We start from the raw sequence: 17,224 nt of genomic DNA, 5'->3' as shown, positions 1-17,224 counted from the left end.
GCATCCCTGTGGCCCCCGGGTCGCCTTGGCGGCGGTGCGTCGCACTAGCACCGGCCCGGAACTGCCGCAAATCCACTCTTAGGTAGGTGCGCGAAGCGGGGGGACAAGGGCGATTTGCCCGTCTATAGGCGCGCGCAAACAACATCACTGGAGCGAACGATTAAATGCGTATCGGGGTGCCGAAAGAGATCAAGGTCCATGAATATCGCGTTGGACTGACGCCGGCTTCAGTGGCCGAGCTTGTTGCGCATGGCCACGAACTGTTCGTCGAAACGAAGGCCGGAACGGGGATCGACTGCCCGGATTCGGCTTATGAGAAAGCCGGTGCGAAAATCCTTCCGGACGCCAAGTCGGTATTCGACGCCACCGACATGATCGTGAAGGTCAAAGAGCCGCAGCCGCAGGAAATCGCGTTGCTTAGGCCCAACCAGATTCTCTTCACTTATCTCCACCTCGCCGCTGACAAGGAGCAGGCTCTGGGCCTGATGAAGTCGAAAGCGATCTGCATCGCTTATGAAACCGTCACCGCTCGCAACGGCACGCTCCCGCTCCTGAAGCCGATGAGCGAGGTTGCGGGCCGCATGTCGGTTCAGGTTGGCGCGCACTATCTGGAAAAGGAACAGGGAGGCCGCGGCGTCCTGCTGGGCGGCGTTCCTGGCGTTGCGCCCGCCAAGGTTGCTATCCTCGGCGGCGGCGTCTCCGGCGTGAACGCCGCGCAAATGGCGACCGGCATGCGGGCCGATGTGACCATTTACGACATTAACAACGACCGCCTGGCCGAGCTCGACATGTTTTTCTCCAGCCAGATCAAGACGGCCTATGCCTCGCGCGCGGCGATCGCCAACGCGGTCAAGGAAGCCGAGCTTGTGATCGGTGCCGTGCTCGTCCCGGGCGCCGCCGCGCCCAAGCTGGTCACTCGCGAAATGCTGAAGACGATGAAGCGCGGGTCGGTCCTCGTCGACATCGCGATTGACCAGGGCGGCTGCTTCGAAACGTCACATGCAACGACACACGCCGACCCCGTCTACGAAGTCGACGGGATCATCCATTATTGCGTGGCGAACATGCCGGGCGCCGTTGCGCGCACCAGCGCATTCGCATTGAATAACGCAACCCTGCCCTTCGCATTGAAAATCGCCAATCTTGGCGTCGAAAAAGCGCTCGAATCCGACGAGCATTTGCTGAACGGACTCAACGTGTCCGACGGGAAAATTCGCCATCAGGCGGTCGCCGAGGCACTCGACCTCGAATACGAGAGTTACTGAGCAGGGGGCGCGGCGCCGGCAGGCTTGCCGAGCGCCGCCACTCCTTGTTCCACCATCGGGCGCCAACTCGCATTTGCAGGGGCATTGGCGAGGATGCGCTTCCAGATCGCGACGGCAGCCGCGCGGTCGCCCGAGCGGGCCAGCGCGAGGCCGTAGAAGAATGGCGCGGCGGGATGCCCGGGCGAGACTGCGGCGGCTCGCTGATATGCAAGCTCTGCCGGGGGCGTAAGGCCGCGACCGTGATCGACGAGCGCATTCCCAAGGCCGATCCAGAGCTGCGCGTCGCCTGGATAGCGATCCGTGGCGTTCTGCAGGATGCCGACGGCGTCCGCGCCTTGTCCGTGCCGTGCCAATGCTTCCGACATACGGAGCCAACTCTCGGCGGGGGTAAACTGCCCGAAGAAGGCGTGACGCGCATCAGTCAGCGGGAGGACTTCCTGAGCCTCGCTGCCGCTTGATGGCGCGCCGGGGAGAGAGGGACTTCCCTGAAATGTATAACCCGCCGCGCCAAGCAGGAGAGCTGCTGCGGAAGCGGTAAGAAGGCCCGAGCGCGCGCCGAGCAGCCACATCGAAGCAACGCTGGCTGCAATCAGCAGCAGGAGGATAAGCCAGCCCATCAATTGGGCGCCCTTGCCTTGATGCGGCGACGGACGAGGTAAGCGCCTGCACCGATGAGAAACAGCGGCGCGAGCCACAGCGGCCAGGCGGCCGCCTCAGTCGTCGGGCGATAGCTAATCCAGCTCCCGTAGCGTTCGATGAGCCACGACCGGATCTGTTTCGGGCTCTCTCCCGCAGCGATACGTCGGCGGACAAGGTCGCGCATGTCGCCGGCAAGCTCGGCATCGGAATCCGAAATCGATTGCCCCTGGCAGACGAGGCAGCGGAGCTCGTCCATCAGCGCTTGCGCCCTCGCCTCCTGCTTCGCGTCGGGCAGCTGGCGATTGGCCCAATAGGCCGGCGGCATATTGCTGTCGGCAACAGCTGGCTGCGCGGCGAAAAGCGCCATGACGATGAGCAGGCGCCTCACTTCGCTTGCTCCAGCTTCGTCAATATGAGCGCCATATCGGACGTCTTGATCGGTCCGATATGCTGGTAACGAATGATTCCCTTTCCATCGATGACGAAGCTCTCGGGCACGCCGGACGAGCCGAGCGAAATTTGAACGAGGCTCTGCGGGTCACTGCCGATCCGTTCGTACGGGTCGCCATTGCGGGCGAGGAAGTCAGCGACGTCCTGCGATCGGTCGCGGATGGCGATGCCGTCGATGGCGACGCCGTCGGCCCTCAATGCCTGCAGGACTTTCACCTCGCTAACGCAAGGCACGCACCAGCTGGCGAAGATGTTTAGTAGCCGCGGTTTGCCTGTAGCGAGCTCGGCAGACGAGATCGTGGGCTTGGTGGGCAGAGCGGCGGCGAGGTCAAACGCCGGGACAGGCTTGCCCTCGAGCTTCGATGTCACGTTGTTATCGCTCGGCGTAACGAGCCGCCAAATGAGCGCGACGATGACGAGCAAGAGGAGCGCAAGCGGCGCAAAGCGGGTGACCCGGCTCATGCGTAGCGCTCCTTGCGCCAACCACCGGAGGTGCGCCGGCGACTTCTCCAGGCGCGGCCGACCAGCGCAAGCGCGCCACCAAATGCGATGAGCGCGCCACCGGTCCAGATTAGCGTGACGAAGGGTTTCCACCACAGCCGGACCTGCCAGCCACCGGCAGTATCGGCTTTTCCGATGACCGTGTAGAGCTGGCCGTTCCAGAAGGTCTCGATCGCGGCCTCATTTGTTTCGGTCGGCGGGTCGCTGAAGTAGCGAGTCTGAGGGCGAAGCATGGTCAGTCCACTGCCGCGCGTCGCACGAAGCTTGCCTTCTATTGCCGTGTAATTCGGACCAGCAGCCGGTTCGACTGTTTCGAGCTGGACAGTCCATGGGCCCAATGTCAGCGATTCCCCCGGACTAATGACGGCAAGGCGTTCGCTGGTGAATGCCGCGTTCGCTGCCATGCCCGCCAGCGCTACTGCGATGCCGAGATGGGCCACGACCATGCCCCAAGTCGCCAATGGCGCGCGGAGCGGATTGCGCGCGACAAGCGGCAAGGTGCCGGCGACCAGCAGATAGGCCGCGACCATCAGCCCAAGCCGCGGCAGGATATTCATTCCGGGCCAGAGAATGACGGTAATCGCTAGCGCCGTCGCTCCAATCAGCGCGGGGATCGTTAGCGTCTTGAGCCTGGACCGTCTCTCGCGACGCCAACTCAACAACGGCCCGACACCCACCAGCACGGTAAGGATGAGCGCAAGCGGCCCGGCAACCGCATTGAAGTAGGGGGCGCCAACCGAGAGCTTCTCCCCGCTCACCGCTTCCACGAACAGCGGATAAAGTGTCCCCAGGAACACGATGCCGAGAATGACGCTGAGAAGCAGGTTGTTGATGACGAGCCCCGTCTCTCGGCTCACCAGCTCAAACGACGCACCCTCACGAAGTGTGGCTCCTCGCACCGCGAACAAGACAAACGCCGCGCCAACATAGATGCCGAGCAGGGCCAGCAAGAACGTGCCTCGTTCCGGATCAATCGCAAACGCGTGAACGGACGTGAGGACTCCGGAACGTACTAGGAAGGTGCCAACCATGGACATCGAGAAAGCGATGACGGCGAGCATCATCGTCCAGGCTTTCAAGGCACCCCTCGCGGCGAGCACATTGATTGAGTGAAGCAACGCCGTCGCAGCCAGCCATGGCATCAACGACGCGTTTTCGACCGGGTCCCAGAACCAATACCCGCCCCAGCCCAACTCGTAATAAGCCCAATAGCTTCCCGCGGTGATGCCAAGCGTCAGGAGCAGCCAAGCTCCCAGAACCCACGGACGCATCGCTCGCGCAAGCTTGGCATCGACTTCGCCGGTCAGCAGCGCGCCTACTGCGAGGCTGAACGCGACCGATAGCCCCACATAGCCGAGGTACAAAGTGGGCGGGTGAAAGGCGAGGCCGGGATCCTGCAGCAGCGGGTTTAGCCCACGGCCATCAGGTGGCGCCGGGAAGAGCCTCGCAAAAGGGTTCGAGGCGATCAGGAGGAAAGCGTAAAAGCCCAAAGCGAGCGCGGCCTGCGCTCCAAGAGCCGCGATCGCGGTGCGTTCTCCGGCGCGCTTAGAAAGCAGCGCAAAGAAAGCGCCGGCGACCGAAAGCACCGTCACCCACAGAAGCATCGATCCTTCGTGGTTCCCCCACGTGCCGGCGACCTTGTAAATAAAGGGCTTCGCGCTGTGGCTGTTCTCGAACACGAGTGCGACCGACATGTCGCTGCGCGCGAACACGATCAGTAGCATCGCGAACGAAATGAGGGTGAGCGCGCCCTGCACCACCGCAACACCGCGCATTGCCCGGCACACATCGATCGGAGACCGAAGCGCCAAGACCATCAGGACGAATTGCAACGCGGCCAAACCAGCGGCCAGCCACAGAGCTGCGAGACCGGCCTCGGCGATCACTTTTCGAGGGTCTTCCCAGCCTTGTGCTCGGCGGCAAGGTTGCCGAGCTCGGGTGGCATGTAGCGCTCGTCATGTTTGGCGAGGATCGTGTCGGCGACGAAGGTGCGATTCTGAAGGTGTCCTTCGGCGACCGCACCGCTGCCCTCCCGGAAAAGATCGGGCACGATTCCGCGATAGGTGACCGGCGTGCGCGCTTTTCCGTCGGTGATGATGAAGCGGATCGTCACGCCGTCCGGCTCGCGCTTGATCGAGCCGCGTTCGACCATGCCGCCGAGACGCATGGCCTGTCCGTCGGTGGCTTTGCCGGCAGCAATGTCCGCCGGAGTGAAGAAATAGGACGCCCGGTCCTTGAGGCCCCACATGGCCAGAAGCACTGCCGCGAGAAGAGCAAAGGCTGCGGCTGCGACCAGCACCAGCCGCTGATTCTTGGCCTTCATTTCCGCTTCAGCGCGTCAGCGGCGGCCTCCGCCCGGCGCATCGACGCATAGGCCCAAATCAGCAGGGCCGCCGTCAACGCTATGGCAACTACATAAGCCGCCGTTACGAATGGCCACGGGTTCACTCCGCACCCATCCTGCGCATCCGCGCTTCGACCTTGGTCTGCGCCAGTTCCGCGCGGATCCGCATCAGCACCGCTGCGCCAAACAGGCAGGTGAACCCCACCATTGTCAGCGGTAGCGGCCACAGGATCGAACTATCGATCGTCGATCCAGACATGCTGATGCTCTGCCCCTGGTGAAGCGTTCGCCACCATAGGACCGAATAATGGATGATCGGCAGGTTGATAGCGCCGACGAGACCGTAGATGGCGGCAATCCGCCCTTCCCCGCCCCGCTCCCGCTCGGCCGAGCCGAGCGCTATGTAGCCGAGGTACAGGAAGAACAGGACGAGCATCGACGTCAGCCGGCCGTCCCACTCCCACCAAGTGCCCCAAGTCGGGCGGCCCCAGATCGATCCTGTTATTAGGCAGATTGCCGCGAAGGTCGCACCTGCCGGAGCCGTCGCGCGTCCCGCAACGGCGGCAAGTGGGTGCCGCCAAACGAGCTGGCTGACGGACGCCGCCGCGATGCCCGTCCATCCCGCCATGCCGAGCCATGCAGACGGTACGTGTATGTAGAGAATCCGGACAGTTTCGCCCTGCAGATAATCGGGTGGGGTTAGCGTGAGCCCGGAAACGACGCCAATGGCGGCAAGCGCGAAGCCGACCAGAAACAGCCATGCAGTCGCCGGTCGGGCGATGCGCAGGAAGCGTGTCGGATTGGCAAGCGCGTGCATGGCACCCGCCCCTATGCCCTTCCAATAAGCCGCTGCGCCATAGCATCGGCGACGGCGGCAGGATTGCGGCCGCTTTCGGCGCTCTCGGCCCAGATCTGCTCGAGCCGTAGCGGGATGCCCTGGATACGCTCGCGCACCAGGCTAGCATCACCATCGCCAAGATATTCGGTGCACACATTGATGATGCCGCCGGCGTTGATCACGTAATCGGGAGCGTAAAGGATGCCGCGCTGATGCAGCCGCTCGCCGTCCTCGGGAGTCGCAAGCTGATTGTTGGCACCGCCCGCAACGATCGGCGCGCGAAGTGCCGCGATCGAATCTGCCGTTAGAACTGCGCCCAGTGCGTTAGGGCTGACGACGTCCGCTTCGAGAGCAAGGATGTCATCCGTCGACACCACAGTTCCGTTCACTGCGTCGGCGAGCTTCTTTGCCTTCGCTTGGTCGACATCGGCGATCGATAGGCGCGCGCCTTCGGCGCAGGCATGAAGCGCGACACCGGTGGCGACGCTGCCTGCGCCCTGCATCGCGATGTGCAGCCCCTCCAGATTTTCCTTGCCGAGTGCGCGCTTCACTGCCGCCTTGATGCCGAGGAAGACGCCAAGCGACGTGTGGGGCCCCGGATCGCCACCGACATCGCCCGCGGAATTTGGAAGCCCGGCGACAAACTTGGTCGAGCGTGCAACCTCGATCATGTCGGCGACGCTCATACCAACGTCTTCCGCGGTGACGTAGCGACCACAGAGATGCTCGACGGCCTTGCCGAAAGCATGAAGCTGGTCTGGCGTCTTCTTGCGCTCGGAATCGGCGAGAATGACAGCCTTGCCGCCACCCAACGGCAGGCCAGCCATGGCGTTCTTGTAGCTCATCCCGCGCGACAAGCGCAGCGCATCAACCAGCGCGGCCTGATCCTCGGCATAGTGCCAGAAGCGCGCGCCGCCGCCAGCGGGGCCGAGATGCGTCGAGTGGACGGCGATGATCGCCTTCAACCCACAATTCTCATTGTCGATGAAGTGGATTTCTTCGTGCGCGTCGAAATCTGCAAGGCCCCAGGGCGTTGTCATTGGTCTGAACTGTCCGGCTTCTGAAAGAAGAATGGGGCGACCGAGGGGACTTGAACCCCCGACCCCTGGTACCACAAACCAGTGCTCTAACCAGCTGAGCTACGATCGCCACGGGAACGCTTCGAAAACCACTCTCTCGTGCGGTTTCCTTCAGCGCTGGCGCCACTTAGGGTCGGTCGAAGTCGAACGCAAGCGAGGCGCCATGAATCCGACGATCAAGAAATTCGGCTATCCCGCGACCCTCCTGAGAGAACTCGAACATTGGGTTATCCTCCTAAGGCCAGCACAGGTAACTCTCGGTTCCCTGGTGCTTGCCGCGAAAAGCGACGCCATTGCCTACGGCGCGTTGCCGAGCGAGGCATTCGTCGAACAGGCAGAAGCGATCGCGTGGATCGAACGTTCGTTGAAACGCTTCGTCGCTTATGAGCGCGTCAACTATTTGATGTTGATGATGGTGGACCCACAGGTCCATTTTCACGTGATCCCGCGATATTCCAAACTGCGTCAATGGAACGGTCTCGAATTCCGCGATACCGGATGGCCAGGACCGCCGAATCTGGCTTCTTCTGTGTCGCTCAACGAAGAGCAGATTCGGGCGCTTGTGATGGAGTTTGATACTAATCTTGATTAACTTACAGAAGGGTAAGCACTTGCGCATAACGTTTCGGAGGCGCATCGCTTCGACCGGGGAGAAAAGATGATGGCGAGTCGGCGATTGCAGTCGACAGCCCCGGCTGTTTCGCTTCGCGAGACCTTGGTCGACGCCGGCCTGGCGCCCCATTTGGCTGACCTTCTCGCCCGTATGCCCAATCGCACGGTCATAGTTGAGCCGCGCCGCCCGTTCCGGGAGCAGGGCGTCGAACGCAATGAGGTCATGTTCGTGCGATCCGGTATCCTGTCAAAGTTCAAGGCGGACAACGCCGGGCGGCGACAGATCGTCGCTTTGCGGTTCCCCGGGGAAGGCATTCTTCCACGCACGGGGCCGGCAGACTACGGCATTCAGGCAATCGTGCGCAGCGAAGTCCTGGTCGGCAAGGCGGAAGACTTCGATCCTATCGTGGAAGCCCATCCCGAAATGCAGCGCTTCTTCTGGAAGCTCATCCAGCGCAACGAGGCGATTGGTTACGAATGGCTGGTAAATTGCGGACGCCGCGATTCAACGGCTCGCGTGGCGCACCTGCTCTGCGAGACGGCGGAGCGCATGCATGTTCATAACGGACCGATGCTCAACCCGTTTACGCAGCAGCAGATCGCCGAAATCACTGGTCAGACGTCAGTGAACGTGAACCGCGTGCTGGCGGACATGGAACGTCAGGGCTTGATCACGCGCAAGGGTCGCGAAATCCAGTTCATAGACTGGGATGAAATCCGCCGCGTCGCGAGTTTCCAGCCCAACTATCTGCATATTTGAGGTGGTCACGCCCAAGCGGCGTGGTGGGCGCGGTAGGGATTGAACCTACGACCCCACCCGTGTGAAGGGTGGGTTGCCCACGAACGTTGGCGAACGGACAACAACTTTAGTTGACGCTAAGCCACGATAATCCTTTGCTTTTTGTCGTTTCGGAGCGAGAAGGATCGAACGCAGGGGAACGTTGGGGACCGTTGAAGAACTCCCCAAAAGACCCCTGAGAGACCCTTTTCGGAGCTTCTCATGGCAAAGACGCACCTCACCGACGCAGCCGTTGAACGTTATCGTCGTCCTCACGCCGGTCGCACCGAAGTATCAGATAGTGAGCCTGGGCTTTTCCTTTGGATCACTCCGAACGGTGTGAAGTCGTGGGCCATAATCTATCGGCTAGCGGATGCAGGCGGCCTGAGGACGCAGCGGCGCAAATCGGTTGTTGGGCGATTTCCCGCGATGGACGTCACCGCCGCGCGTCAAAAGGCCCGTCATTATATGCGGCTGGCTGCCGATGGCGTGGACCCCGAAATGCGGCTGGCTCAGGAGAAGTTAGAGGCCGAGCGAGCAGCCACGGACCAACAGGCTGGCACCTTCCGCGCGGTGGCCGAAGATTACATCGCAGCGATGAAATCTGGCCAGCTGGTCGGCGGTCGCAAGCGCGCCGTAACTCAGACTACGGCGGTCGCCCGAGAGCGTCTGTTGGAGCAGCGGGTGTTCCCCACCCTCGGCAGCTGCGCTTTGTCCGACATCACGACGCCGATGGTTGCCCGCCTGCTGACGCAACTCGACAAGTCTGGCGGCCCCGTCGACGAGACACTGAAGGTTGTTCGCGGCGTCTTCAAATTCGCGTTGTCGCGCGGCCTGTTCAACGGCGCGCTACCGACGACCGGCATGACCAATCGTCAGCCGCCGAAGAAAATCACGCGGGCGCTCACGGACGACGAGTTGCGGGCAATCTGGCAGGCAGCGAGCGAACAGGGCTGGCCCTTCGGCGCGGTCATTAAGCTCCTGATGCTCACTGGCCAGCGTAAGAATGAGATTGCGGGTCTCATGTGGGAAGAAGTTGACCTTGAGCGCAAGCTGATCGTGCTGCCGAAGGAACGCGTGAAAAACCGGAAGGGCGCGCACGAAGTGGCACTGAGCGTGCCGGCCATACAGCTGCTGGAGGATGCAAGCGCAGTTTATGATGCCCTCCACCGCCCTGCGAACACCGGCAGTGCCCAGCGGCGGAGCGGTCTAGTATTTCCGAGTGACACGGGCGCGACACCGATCAGCGGCTGGAACAAGCTCAAGGCTGCGCTGGACCGTCGCGTGAAAGGCAATCTTGTGGGGCTGAGCGAAGAGGACCATCGAGCAATACGCGCTGGCGGAGCGCTACGAGCGGACACTGTGGCGCGGAAGAAGGCCGCGTTGGCACAGGTGGCGAACGTGGAAATGGTGCCGTGGCGCATCCATGATTTACGGCACACTTTCATTACTCGCTGCCGCGACGGCGACGAGAATGCAGACGGCGAGATCACATGGTCAGCGCCGATAGAAGTGCTGCAAGCGGCGGTGAACCACGAAATCACGGTTGGCGTGACGAAAGCCTACGATCACGGCGATTTGCAGAAGCGCTACCGGTTACGGAAGCGAGAATTGATGGACTGGTGGGCCCTCAAGTTGGTGCGGATCACAGGAGGGATTGAGTGACCAACTTCGCTGTCAGTCTTCGCTCGAAGTGAGGCAATTGGGCGGCCTCGGAAGACCGCCCAAGCCGGCACGAGCTTGCAGTCTTAGGCTGCCAGGTTGCGGTTTCCGATGCTCGTTCGCGCTGCGTCAGCAGCACGCTCGGCATCGGCTAATTTCGAAAACGAACGAGCTGAAATAGCGACGAGGGTGCCATCCGGTTCGGAACAGTACCAACGCCACATGTACCCGTCGTCCATGTGTAGCCAAAAGTTCAGGTAAGCCATAAGGCCTCCTTCTCTTCGAGATTGGGCTCAGCAGCCAGTCAGTGTTCATTTTTCCTGCTCGCCGCGAGAGGAAGCCTAATGCCCGCCGATATTTCGGTTCGGGGGTGAGCTAGGTCTATTTGCGACGGCCCGTTTTCGCACTCAACTGAAAGCGCTTGTATGGGTTCATCCCCTATCACGGCCCCATGAGTGTTCTCCCTTTGTCGTGGCTTCGTTCGTGCCAGGCACGGAAAGTAGAACATCGGACGTGCTGTTACGCAATCTCCATTATGAAGCAGCATCAACAATGTTGTGGATTTGTGCGGAGCCGTCCGTGTCGACAGGGATTTCGGCTAGTGGCAGGTTTGGGTGGAAAGCGGACGTTAGAAGGTCCGACCCAATGACAGAGTGACGCGGTAGCGGTTGTCAGGGTGCGAGGGCCTGATCTGTTGCCAGAATGGAACGGCGATCCCAGCTGACGCGGACCAGCCTGTCGCGGCGTTGAACCGAAGCCCCGGCGCTATCCAGGCCCATTTTCCGCCACTTGCTTGCTCTACCTCGCCGTCGATCTTCTGCCGGCCCTCCCACTCTCCTGCGACTTCGATGAGCGCATCCCAACTGGAGTGCGCATGCTCGTGGTGCTCATCCAGCTCATCGCCGTGATGGTGGTTGCGGCTCTCGGCAGGCTCTTGCTCCGCTCGGCCGAACCGATGAGACAGGGCGACCCCGCCTTGCAGTCGGTTTCCAAGTCGCGTGTTCTCGGCGCCGGTCGTAGCCAGCTGGTACAGCGCGCTGGCCGTCAGTCGCATGATGCCGAGCTTCGCGGATGCCGACGCGCCGAAGATCGGGTCCCAGCTGCCGGTGCCCGGCTGGTGTTCCGTCTCGAGGCGCTCGCCATTCGCAGTCTTGTGCGTGCTGCCGGTCGGCACCTTGATGCCACCGACAAGCGCTAGGCCGAGATCTTGCCCGTCGGTCAGCCGATATTTGGCGAGCAGGTTGAGGTCGCCGATACCCTCAACGGTGCCAAGCTGCTCGACACCGATCTCGTCTCCCTCGCGGAGATGGTCGCGGCGGACATAGGGCAACTCTGCGGACAGCGTCAGGTGATGGTTGAGGCCATAAGCGACGCCCAGTCCTGCGTTGAGGCTGTAATCCGTGTTGTGGGCCGCAATCCCATGTTCGGCCAAGGTTTGCAGCTCTTCATCTGAGCGTTGGTCGGGCCGCGTGTACGTGATGCGGAATGCTGCGCCCCAATGTCTGCCGTCCATCGTTTCTGGGCTGAAGACGCTGATGCCGCCGCCCGCGCCAAACCCGGACGGACCCATGTGATCGGCAAGAACAGGGGAGCCGAGCGCGAGGACTGCGGCGCCGAGAAGCAAGGATGTCCGGTTCACGGTAAACTTCAGTCGTTGGGCTACGATGTTCGCCTAGGCGACGGAGGAATGGCCTGCAACCAGGTCGCGGCTAATGGCGGGAATGGGTCGAAACCTGCCATTAGCTTCAGTGCTCCGATAGCGTCATGAAAAAACGTTGACGCATTCGCCAATAAAACATTTTGCGCCCGTGCGACGCTGGCGCATAAGGCCGGAGCGGTCGGATTTTCCAGCCGCAGCAAATTGAATGCCAATCAGCGCTAACGCGCATGGGCACCGTCCCACCCAAACGGCGGCATCATTCCGAAAATCAGAGGCTACGGCCCGAGAAGGATGATGACGCATGCCTGCACGCAAACACCGAACGGGCGAAGCCCTCGCAGATTGGGAAGCCAAGCGCGACCGCCACGAACAACAGATGGCGATTGCGCGGACAACCGTCCGTAACCTGAGCGGTCACGCGTTGCTGCGCTTCAAGGAAGCAGCTGCGTTCCTCGGGACTACCGAAAAAACGCTCCGCGAGCACGAGCGGGACGATCCCAACTGGCCGCAGCGTGTCCGCCTAAGCGAAAAGATCACTGGCTATCGACTGATGGACCTTGAGGCCTTGGTCGAGGGCGGAATGGCTCGGGCTTTCGTATCAGTCGAGACTGTAGAGTGACGCGCGCCTATTCCCGGGCTGACGTGGCCTCACCGAGATCGCTTGGTGGGTCGTTCTCCTCCGATGATCCTCGGCGCCCCCGTTGGGATGCACAAACCGAGACGGTCGCAGAATACGACTATCGCCTTGCAGATGGCGGTTATGCCTACACAGTCCGGAAGGGTTTCAACGGCGATGGAGAAAAGGTCTTCACCATCGGGCGTCGAAACCTGGTTTCGTTCGGCGATCGGCTCGAACCAGAGGACCATAAGGATTGGCTGAGCGGCAAGGGTGACCACCCTCACCTTCTTTATCGACTGCCCGAGTTGTTGGCCTCACCGCCAAGAGACGTCGTATTCGTGTGCGAAGGGGAGAAAGATGCAGATCGGCTAGCCAGTTTGGGGCTCACCGCAACGACAGGCTCATGCGGCGCTAATAAATGGCAGCCCTCGTTCTCTGACGCCCTCCGCAACCGGGACGTGGTGATCCTGCCTGACAACGACGAAGTTGGCCGAGAGCATGCTGCTCGCGTCTTCCGATCAGTGCATCCGCACGTCAGCAGCGTGAAGATCATCGAGTTGCCTGAGTTGGACCTGAAGGATGACGTCTCAGACTGGCTCGATGCAGGAAACGAGATCGCCGACCTTTTAGAGCTCGTAGCGCAGGCACCAGTACTAACAGACCCGGAAGCTTGGGCGACCGCTCACGGCCAATTCGCCACAGATAAAGACGGCAAGCTTTATCGCTCGCCTGAAAATGCGCGTGTAGCGCTTGGCAAGCTGGGCGTCGGAGTTGGCTACGATACCTTTGCCTGCAGATACGTGGTCAAAGGACTTGAAGGCTTCGGGCCCGCGCTCGACGATACGGCCCTCACTCGCCTGCGCTTGCAGACGGAGGAACGCTGGAACCTCCATTTCGGCAAGGACCGCTGGCACGACATCGTAACCGACCATGCACGCCGCGGCTCGTTTCACCCGGTCGTCCAATACCTCGACGCAAATGTTTGGGATGGAATTGAACGGCTAGATTGCTGGCTCGCCACCTATGGTGAGGCGGAAGACTGCGAATATGTGCAAGCTGTCGCCTCCCTCGCGCTCATCGCAGCCGTGCGGCGTGTTCGCCAGCCGGGCATCAAGTTCGACGAAATGGTGGTTCTTGAGAGCGGACAAGGCACAGGCAAGAGTTCAGCCCTGGCAATTCTCGCGGTGCACGATGAGTGGTTCGCCGACGACCTGCCGCTTGATTCCGACAGCAAGGTCGTAATGGAGCGCACCGCTGGGCGTTGGATCATAGAACTTGCTGAGCTCAAAGGCATGCGCCGCAGCGAGGTCGAGCAGGCCAAAGCGATGATTTCTCGGCAGGTCGACAAGGCCCGCCCCGCCTACGGTCGAATGACCGTCGAGCAGCCGCGACAATGCGTCTTCTTCGGCACCACCAACGACAGCCAATATCTGCGGGACATGACCGGCAACCGCCGCTTCTGGCCTGTCCGGGTGGGCAAATTCGATCTTGATGCGCTTCGCCGCGACCGAGACCAGCTTTGGGCGGAAGCTTCTCATCGTGAGGCGCAGGGTGTCTCGATACGCTTGCCGGAGCGACTGTGGAGCGCGGCGGCCGAGCATCAAGCCAGCCGACTGCTGGAAGATCCATTCTACGAGATATTGGCCGAACGACTGCAGGCCATCGAGGCTGGCAAGCTGGCGATCAGCGACGTCTGGGACGCTTTGGGCCTCGGCGACAAGGCAAGGCGCACTGCCGACATGGGCCAGCGGCTCGCGAACGTAATGCAATCGTTGGGCTGGACCAAATCAAACTCAACTCTTCGAATTGGCGGAACGCCGCGTAGGGCTTGGATCAAGGGCAGTGCAGAGGGCGGTGGAGATGCCGTCCCCGAAGTGCCTCACGCCGTCCTGTTTCCGCAGGAGACGATGTGATGGTAACCGAAACGCCGCGAAACCGCTCCGAAACTCGCGCATGGTTTCGGCAAATTCGCATGATTTTCATGTGCTTGCAGCAGGCGAAACTACCGAAACCTTCCTCCTCTTCTTGGAACTTTAGAACGGACGGAAGGGGGAGCCTGGGCGAGACTACTCTTAAGAAATGTAGTTTCGGGCGTTTCGCTGGTTTCGCCCTCGAATTTCGGACCGAAATCAGGAGCTTCCTGCGAAACCGATATGATTGGCGACCGGCCCCAATCGGTTTCGCGACCCTCTCGCCTCGTCCATTCGCAGGAAACAAACATGAGCGCTGAATATCGCATGGCCCTCTTTGCTCGTCGGCGCGAAGCAAAGGAAATCCTTCGCCGAATGAAGGCGCGACATCCCGCCGCCTTCCCCACCCAACCTCTGCCCCTGAAGGTCGGCATACGCGACGACCTAATCGCCGCTGGCTGGGACGAGCGCGAGGTCGGCGTGGCATTGGACTTTTACACGCTGTCCGATCGTTACCTGCGCAGCACCTATGTGCCTGGCGCTTATCGCATCGACCTCAACGGCTGCCCTGTCGCGCCGGTGCAAGACCATGAAGCCGACTGGGCTCGCGACAAGGAACGGTCGGTGCTGTCCTCGCCGCTGTGGGGGGCACGATGAAAAATCCAAACTGCGCGAACTGAAAACCGCCGCCCAGCATGCAAGCAACGCTAACCGCTAATTCCGCCGAAGGATCGTCCCATGACCCAGCCTAACCGCGGTCGCACTCGCGCGCGCGCGCGAGATGACCATTTGGCGCAGGCGAAAGGCTGCGCGTGAACCGCGCCATCGATCCCACCGAGCGGAAGCGCGAACTCAAGCGCGCGAATAACGAGCGCTATCGGGCGAATGTGCGTGCGCACCGCGCTTGCACCGTCGTGACGCTGACCGAAGAGCATTTGCAGGCGATGGTATCTGCGGGGCTGCTACCCGATGACAAGGCACACCTGCGCGATGCAATTGGACGTGCTGCGCAAATGCAATTCGATCAGTTCGCCTCGGCAACCCCCAGAAGGTTTTCCTAGTTGCGAGCGACCGACACTCCTCAGCGAGTGGACATGGAGCGCGAAACTTTCCTTGATCAACGCGCCGAATTGCGTTAACAAATCATTAACAGCCGTTACCGTCGGCTTACAACGCCTTTTGCTACTTCGTTCGATTTAATCGCTTGATGTCCTCGATGTTTTGGGAGGCAGGCATGGTCGGAATGGGTACGTGGCTTCGGTCTTCTGTTTCACGCTTGGCACTGCCTTTGGCCGCAGTGTTGTACGGCGCATTGGGCAGTCCGGCGGGAGCCGTGCTCACTAGAACCGACTACTCTATCTCGTCCGGTAACCCGAATTACGCTCGATACGTCAACCTGGCCAACCAGCAGCGTTTTTACGCTGTGGGCGAACTCCTCATTAACGTTCCGTTCGAGCACAACACATCGGCCGGTAAGGGTTGCACCGGAAGTATGATCTCCGCGAACCTCGTACTTACCGCCGCGCACTGCATGTTTGCTTACGATGCCGCCAAAGGAACTGTAGTTTCCGTGTTTACGCCGGGGCTCGTTGCGAAGGGCGGCACATTTGATAACGGCGCATCCGTAACTCTCATCGGCGGTCCATCGGAGGATGCTTATCAATACGCCGCCCAAATTGACGCAGTCTCAATTTATCCCGGGTACGATGGCGCGACAGCCGGATCTGGCGATATTGCCCTAGTGAGATTGGGCGGCAAACAAACGGACGGAATGCCTACGTCGCCTGACTTCCTTTCAGTTTTCACGGGGACAAATGAAGCCACTATCGACCCTTCGTTTGCGGTAACGATCGGCTATGGAAACCTCGGCAACGGCACGGCAGGGGAGATCGCGGGCTCCAGCGGCCTTAAGTTGGCCGGCCTGACAGAAGTAGACTATTCTGCGGATGCGAACGTGCTGAAGAGTACGTTTCTGAGCCCAGGTGCAATCTTCTCGCGTGGCTATCCCAGCAATTTCTTGCAGGCAGCCCCCGCGCACGGAGACAGCGGAGGTCCACTTGTAGTCGGTAACACTATCATCGGCGTGGTAAGCGGAGGACCGGGCGAAACGCCTTTACTGTTCGATCCAAGCGGAGGCGGTGATTTATACGGAGAGGTAAATTACTGGACCCGCGTTTCATCATTCGCAAGCTGGATTGCCAGCGAATCAATTGCCTTGGGAGCTGCACCTCCAGCTACCGTAAGTGGCAATTCCACTCTCAATCCACTGGTCGTTGCGGCAACTCTCGTCGCACCTGACACTTATCAAAAGAACTTTTCTTTCCTCGGCACGGGGGGGTTCACTTACCTCGACCCTTCAACAGGCTCGGTTGACGACTTCATCGTATCCAACGGCCCACTTATTGCCGCACTGAGTTTGGACAGCATCATCACTAACTCGGTCGAAATCTGGACCTTCGATGAAATGCTCGGCAACTACGTCAACACTGGCGATACAATCACTGGTGGCGGCATTTACACGTTTGCGAACGCCGTTGACCGGTTCCGGCTAGTGGGACTGGGCGGCCAAACCACCACAGTCGGCCTTTCCTTCGTCCAACCCGGACTAGTCCAGCTAGATTGGATTTCTCATCTGATAAGTGACGACGACGGCGGCGGCGGCGGCGGCGGCGGGGGGAACGGTGGGGCAGTGCCCGAACCGTCCACGTGGGCAATGTTGTTGCTAGGCTTTGGTGCATTGGGCCGAGCGCTCCGCCGTCATCGGAAGGAATTGGGCATGAGACCCTCCCGAATTTAACCGTCTGAATGAATTACGGAGGCGCACCTCCGCCAGTACTCTGAAAACGAGCGAAAGAGAGGCTCCAGCA

General features: G+C 60.9%; 18 protein-coding genes and 1 tRNA gene. 9 read left to right on the top strand and 10 right to left on the bottom strand.

Features of this window, described 5'->3' with window-relative positions:
- Positions 1-164 precede the first annotated feature (164 nt).
- Entirely contained in the window at positions 165-1,265 is a 1,101-nt protein-coding gene (gene ald, locus ABD704_RS01635; RefSeq protein WP_344697954.1) for an alanine dehydrogenase, read from the top strand.
- Here the strand turns inward: ald and ABD704_RS01630 are convergent.
- From ABD704_RS01630 to ABD704_RS01595, 8 genes are all read right to left on the bottom strand, one after another.
- Positions 1,259-1,882, bottom strand: coding sequence for a tetratricopeptide repeat protein (locus ABD704_RS01630; RefSeq protein WP_344697953.1), 624 nt, complete (start codon positions 1,880-1,882; stop codon positions 1,259-1,261). The two genes, ald and ABD704_RS01630, sit on opposite strands and share 7 nt — an antisense overlap.
- Entirely contained in the window at positions 1,882-2,292 is a 411-nt protein-coding gene (locus ABD704_RS01625) for a cytochrome c-type biogenesis protein (protein WP_344697952.1), read from the bottom strand. Before ABD704_RS01625 ends, ABD704_RS01630 begins: the two co-directional genes overlap by 1 nt.
- Positions 2,289-2,816 carry a DsbE family thiol:disulfide interchange protein gene (locus tag ABD704_RS01620; RefSeq protein WP_344697951.1) on the bottom strand — a complete coding sequence of 176 codons (528 nt, stop codon included), beginning with the start codon at positions 2,814-2,816 and terminating at the stop codon, positions 2,289-2,291. Before ABD704_RS01620 ends, ABD704_RS01625 begins: the two co-directional genes overlap by 4 nt.
- Positions 2,813-4,741, bottom strand: coding sequence for a heme lyase CcmF/NrfE family subunit (locus ABD704_RS01615; RefSeq protein ID WP_344697950.1), 1,929 nt, complete (start codon positions 4,739-4,741; stop codon positions 2,813-2,815). Before ABD704_RS01615 ends, ABD704_RS01620 begins: the two co-directional genes overlap by 4 nt.
- Entirely contained in the window at positions 4,738-5,178 is a 441-nt protein-coding gene (ccmE, locus tag ABD704_RS01610) for a cytochrome c maturation protein CcmE (protein WP_344697949.1), read from the bottom strand. The genes ABD704_RS01615 and ccmE overlap by 4 nt, the downstream gene beginning before the upstream one ends.
- 121 nt (positions 5,179-5,299) lie before the next feature.
- Positions 5,300-6,016, bottom strand: coding sequence for a heme ABC transporter permease CcmC (ccmC, locus tag ABD704_RS01605; RefSeq protein ID WP_344697948.1), 717 nt, complete (start codon positions 6,014-6,016; stop codon positions 5,300-5,302).
- A gap of 11 nt (positions 6,017-6,027) precedes the next feature.
- Positions 6,028-7,077 carry a Glu/Leu/Phe/Val family dehydrogenase gene (locus ABD704_RS01600; RefSeq protein WP_344697947.1) on the bottom strand — a complete coding sequence of 350 codons (1,050 nt, stop codon included), beginning with the start codon at positions 7,075-7,077 and terminating at the stop codon, positions 6,028-6,030.
- A 32-nt stretch (positions 7,078-7,109) separates the two neighbouring features.
- Positions 7,110-7,186 (bottom strand) — tRNA-His (locus ABD704_RS01595).
- Positions 7,187-7,279: 93 nt separating this feature from the next.
- On the opposite strand from ABD704_RS01595, the gene ABD704_RS01590 reads away from it, so the two are divergent.
- The 3 genes from ABD704_RS01590 (at position 7,280) to ABD704_RS01580 (ending at position 10,171) form a co-directional block, all read left to right on the top strand.
- Positions 7,280-7,708 carry an HIT family protein gene (locus tag ABD704_RS01590; RefSeq protein WP_344697946.1) on the top strand — a complete coding sequence of 143 codons (429 nt, stop codon included), beginning with the start codon at positions 7,280-7,282 and terminating at the stop codon, positions 7,706-7,708.
- A 69-nt stretch (positions 7,709-7,777) separates the two neighbouring features.
- Complete coding sequence (locus ABD704_RS01585; protein ID WP_344697945.1) at positions 7,778-8,488, top strand: Crp/Fnr family transcriptional regulator; 711 nt, start codon at positions 7,778-7,780, stop codon at positions 8,486-8,488.
- Between the two features lie 240 nt (positions 8,489-8,728).
- Positions 8,729-10,171 carry a tyrosine-type recombinase/integrase gene (locus ABD704_RS01580; RefSeq protein WP_344697944.1) on the top strand — a complete coding sequence of 481 codons (1,443 nt, stop codon included), beginning with the start codon at positions 8,729-8,731 and terminating at the stop codon, positions 10,169-10,171.
- A gap of 83 nt (positions 10,172-10,254) precedes the next feature.
- Here ABD704_RS01580 and ABD704_RS01575 read toward each other — a convergent pair whose 3' ends face one another.
- Together ABD704_RS01575 and ABD704_RS01570 are read right to left on the bottom strand one after the other, a co-directional pair.
- On the bottom strand, positions 10,255-10,434 hold the full coding sequence (locus ABD704_RS01575) for a hypothetical protein (protein WP_344697943.1): 180 nt from the start codon (positions 10,432-10,434) through the stop codon (positions 10,255-10,257).
- Between the two features lie 362 nt (positions 10,435-10,796).
- Positions 10,797-11,807, bottom strand: a complete 1,011-nt coding sequence (locus ABD704_RS01570) for a transporter family protein (RefSeq protein ID WP_344697941.1) — start codon at positions 11,805-11,807, stop codon at positions 10,797-10,799.
- A gap of 322 nt (positions 11,808-12,129) precedes the next feature.
- Between ABD704_RS01570 and ABD704_RS01565 the strand changes: the two genes are divergently transcribed.
- From ABD704_RS01565 to ABD704_RS01545, 5 genes are all read left to right on the top strand, one after another.
- A complete protein-coding gene (locus ABD704_RS01565) occupies positions 12,130-12,447 on the top strand; it encodes a helix-turn-helix transcriptional regulator (protein WP_344697939.1) in 318 nt (105 codons plus the stop codon).
- An 863-nt stretch (positions 12,448-13,310) separates the two neighbouring features.
- On the top strand, positions 13,311-14,360 hold the full coding sequence (locus tag ABD704_RS01560) for a virulence-associated E family protein (protein WP_425565367.1): 1,050 nt from the start codon (positions 13,311-13,313) through the stop codon (positions 14,358-14,360).
- Positions 14,361-14,666: 306 nt separating this feature from the next.
- A complete protein-coding gene (locus tag ABD704_RS01555) occupies positions 14,667-15,014 on the top strand; it encodes a ProQ/FINO family protein (protein ID WP_344697936.1) in 348 nt (115 codons plus the stop codon).
- A gap of 155 nt (positions 15,015-15,169) precedes the next feature.
- Positions 15,170-15,418: a hypothetical protein gene (locus tag ABD704_RS01550; protein WP_344697935.1), complete on the top strand. Its 249-nt coding sequence runs from the start codon at positions 15,170-15,172 to the stop codon at positions 15,416-15,418.
- 155 nt (positions 15,419-15,573) lie between these two features.
- Positions 15,574-17,154 (top strand): trypsin-like serine protease, encoded by a 1,581-nt coding sequence (locus tag ABD704_RS01545; RefSeq protein ID WP_344697934.1) that lies wholly within the window; start codon positions 15,574-15,576, stop codon positions 17,152-17,154.
- Positions 17,155-17,224 lie beyond the last annotated feature (70 nt).

This window comes from Sphingomonas limnosediminicola, assembly GCF_039537965.1.
In the GTDB taxonomy this organism is placed as follows: Bacteria; Pseudomonadota; Alphaproteobacteria; order Sphingomonadales; family Sphingomonadaceae; genus Sphingomicrobium; species Sphingomicrobium limnosediminicola.
The sequence above is the reverse complement of the archived record's forward strand: the minus strand, read 5'-3'. Positions and strand labels throughout refer to the sequence as shown.

What these genes read in the sequence shown, in the direction of transcription:
- ABD704_RS01590 (WP_344697946.1), top strand. Translation starts at nt 7,280, where the DNA reads ATGAATCCGACGATCAAGAAATTCGGCTATCCCGCGACCCTCCTGAGA.
- ABD704_RS01620 (WP_344697951.1), bottom strand. Translation starts at nt 2,816, where the DNA reads ATGAGCCGGGTCACCCGCTTTGCGCCGCTTGCGCTCCTCTTGCTCGTC.
- ABD704_RS01600 (WP_344697947.1), bottom strand. Translation starts at nt 7,077, where the DNA reads ATGACAACGCCCTGGGGCCTTGCAGATTTCGACGCGCACGAAGAAATC.
- ccmE (WP_344697949.1), bottom strand. Translation starts at nt 5,178, where the DNA reads ATGAAGGCCAAGAATCAGCGGCTGGTGCTGGTCGCAGCCGCAGCCTTT.
- ccmC (WP_344697948.1), bottom strand. Translation starts at nt 6,016, where the DNA reads ATGCACGCGCTTGCCAATCCGACACGCTTCCTGCGCATCGCCCGACCG.
- ABD704_RS01580 (WP_344697944.1), top strand. Translation starts at nt 8,729, where the DNA reads ATGGCAAAGACGCACCTCACCGACGCAGCCGTTGAACGTTATCGTCGT.
- ABD704_RS01585 (WP_344697945.1), top strand. Translation starts at nt 7,778, where the DNA reads ATGGCGAGTCGGCGATTGCAGTCGACAGCCCCGGCTGTTTCGCTTCGC.
- ABD704_RS01575 (WP_344697943.1), bottom strand. Translation starts at nt 10,434, where the DNA reads ATGGCTTACCTGAACTTTTGGCTACACATGGACGACGGGTACATGTGG.
- ABD704_RS01630 (WP_344697953.1), bottom strand. Translation starts at nt 1,882, where the DNA reads ATGGGCTGGCTTATCCTCCTGCTGCTGATTGCAGCCAGCGTTGCTTCG.
- ABD704_RS01565 (WP_344697939.1), top strand. Translation starts at nt 12,130, where the DNA reads ATGCCTGCACGCAAACACCGAACGGGCGAAGCCCTCGCAGATTGGGAA.
- ABD704_RS01545 (WP_344697934.1), top strand. Translation starts at nt 15,574, where the DNA reads ATGTTTTGGGAGGCAGGCATGGTCGGAATGGGTACGTGGCTTCGGTCT.
- ald (WP_344697954.1), top strand. Translation starts at nt 165, where the DNA reads ATGCGTATCGGGGTGCCGAAAGAGATCAAGGTCCATGAATATCGCGTT.
- ABD704_RS01555 (WP_344697936.1), top strand. Translation starts at nt 14,667, where the DNA reads ATGAGCGCTGAATATCGCATGGCCCTCTTTGCTCGTCGGCGCGAAGCA.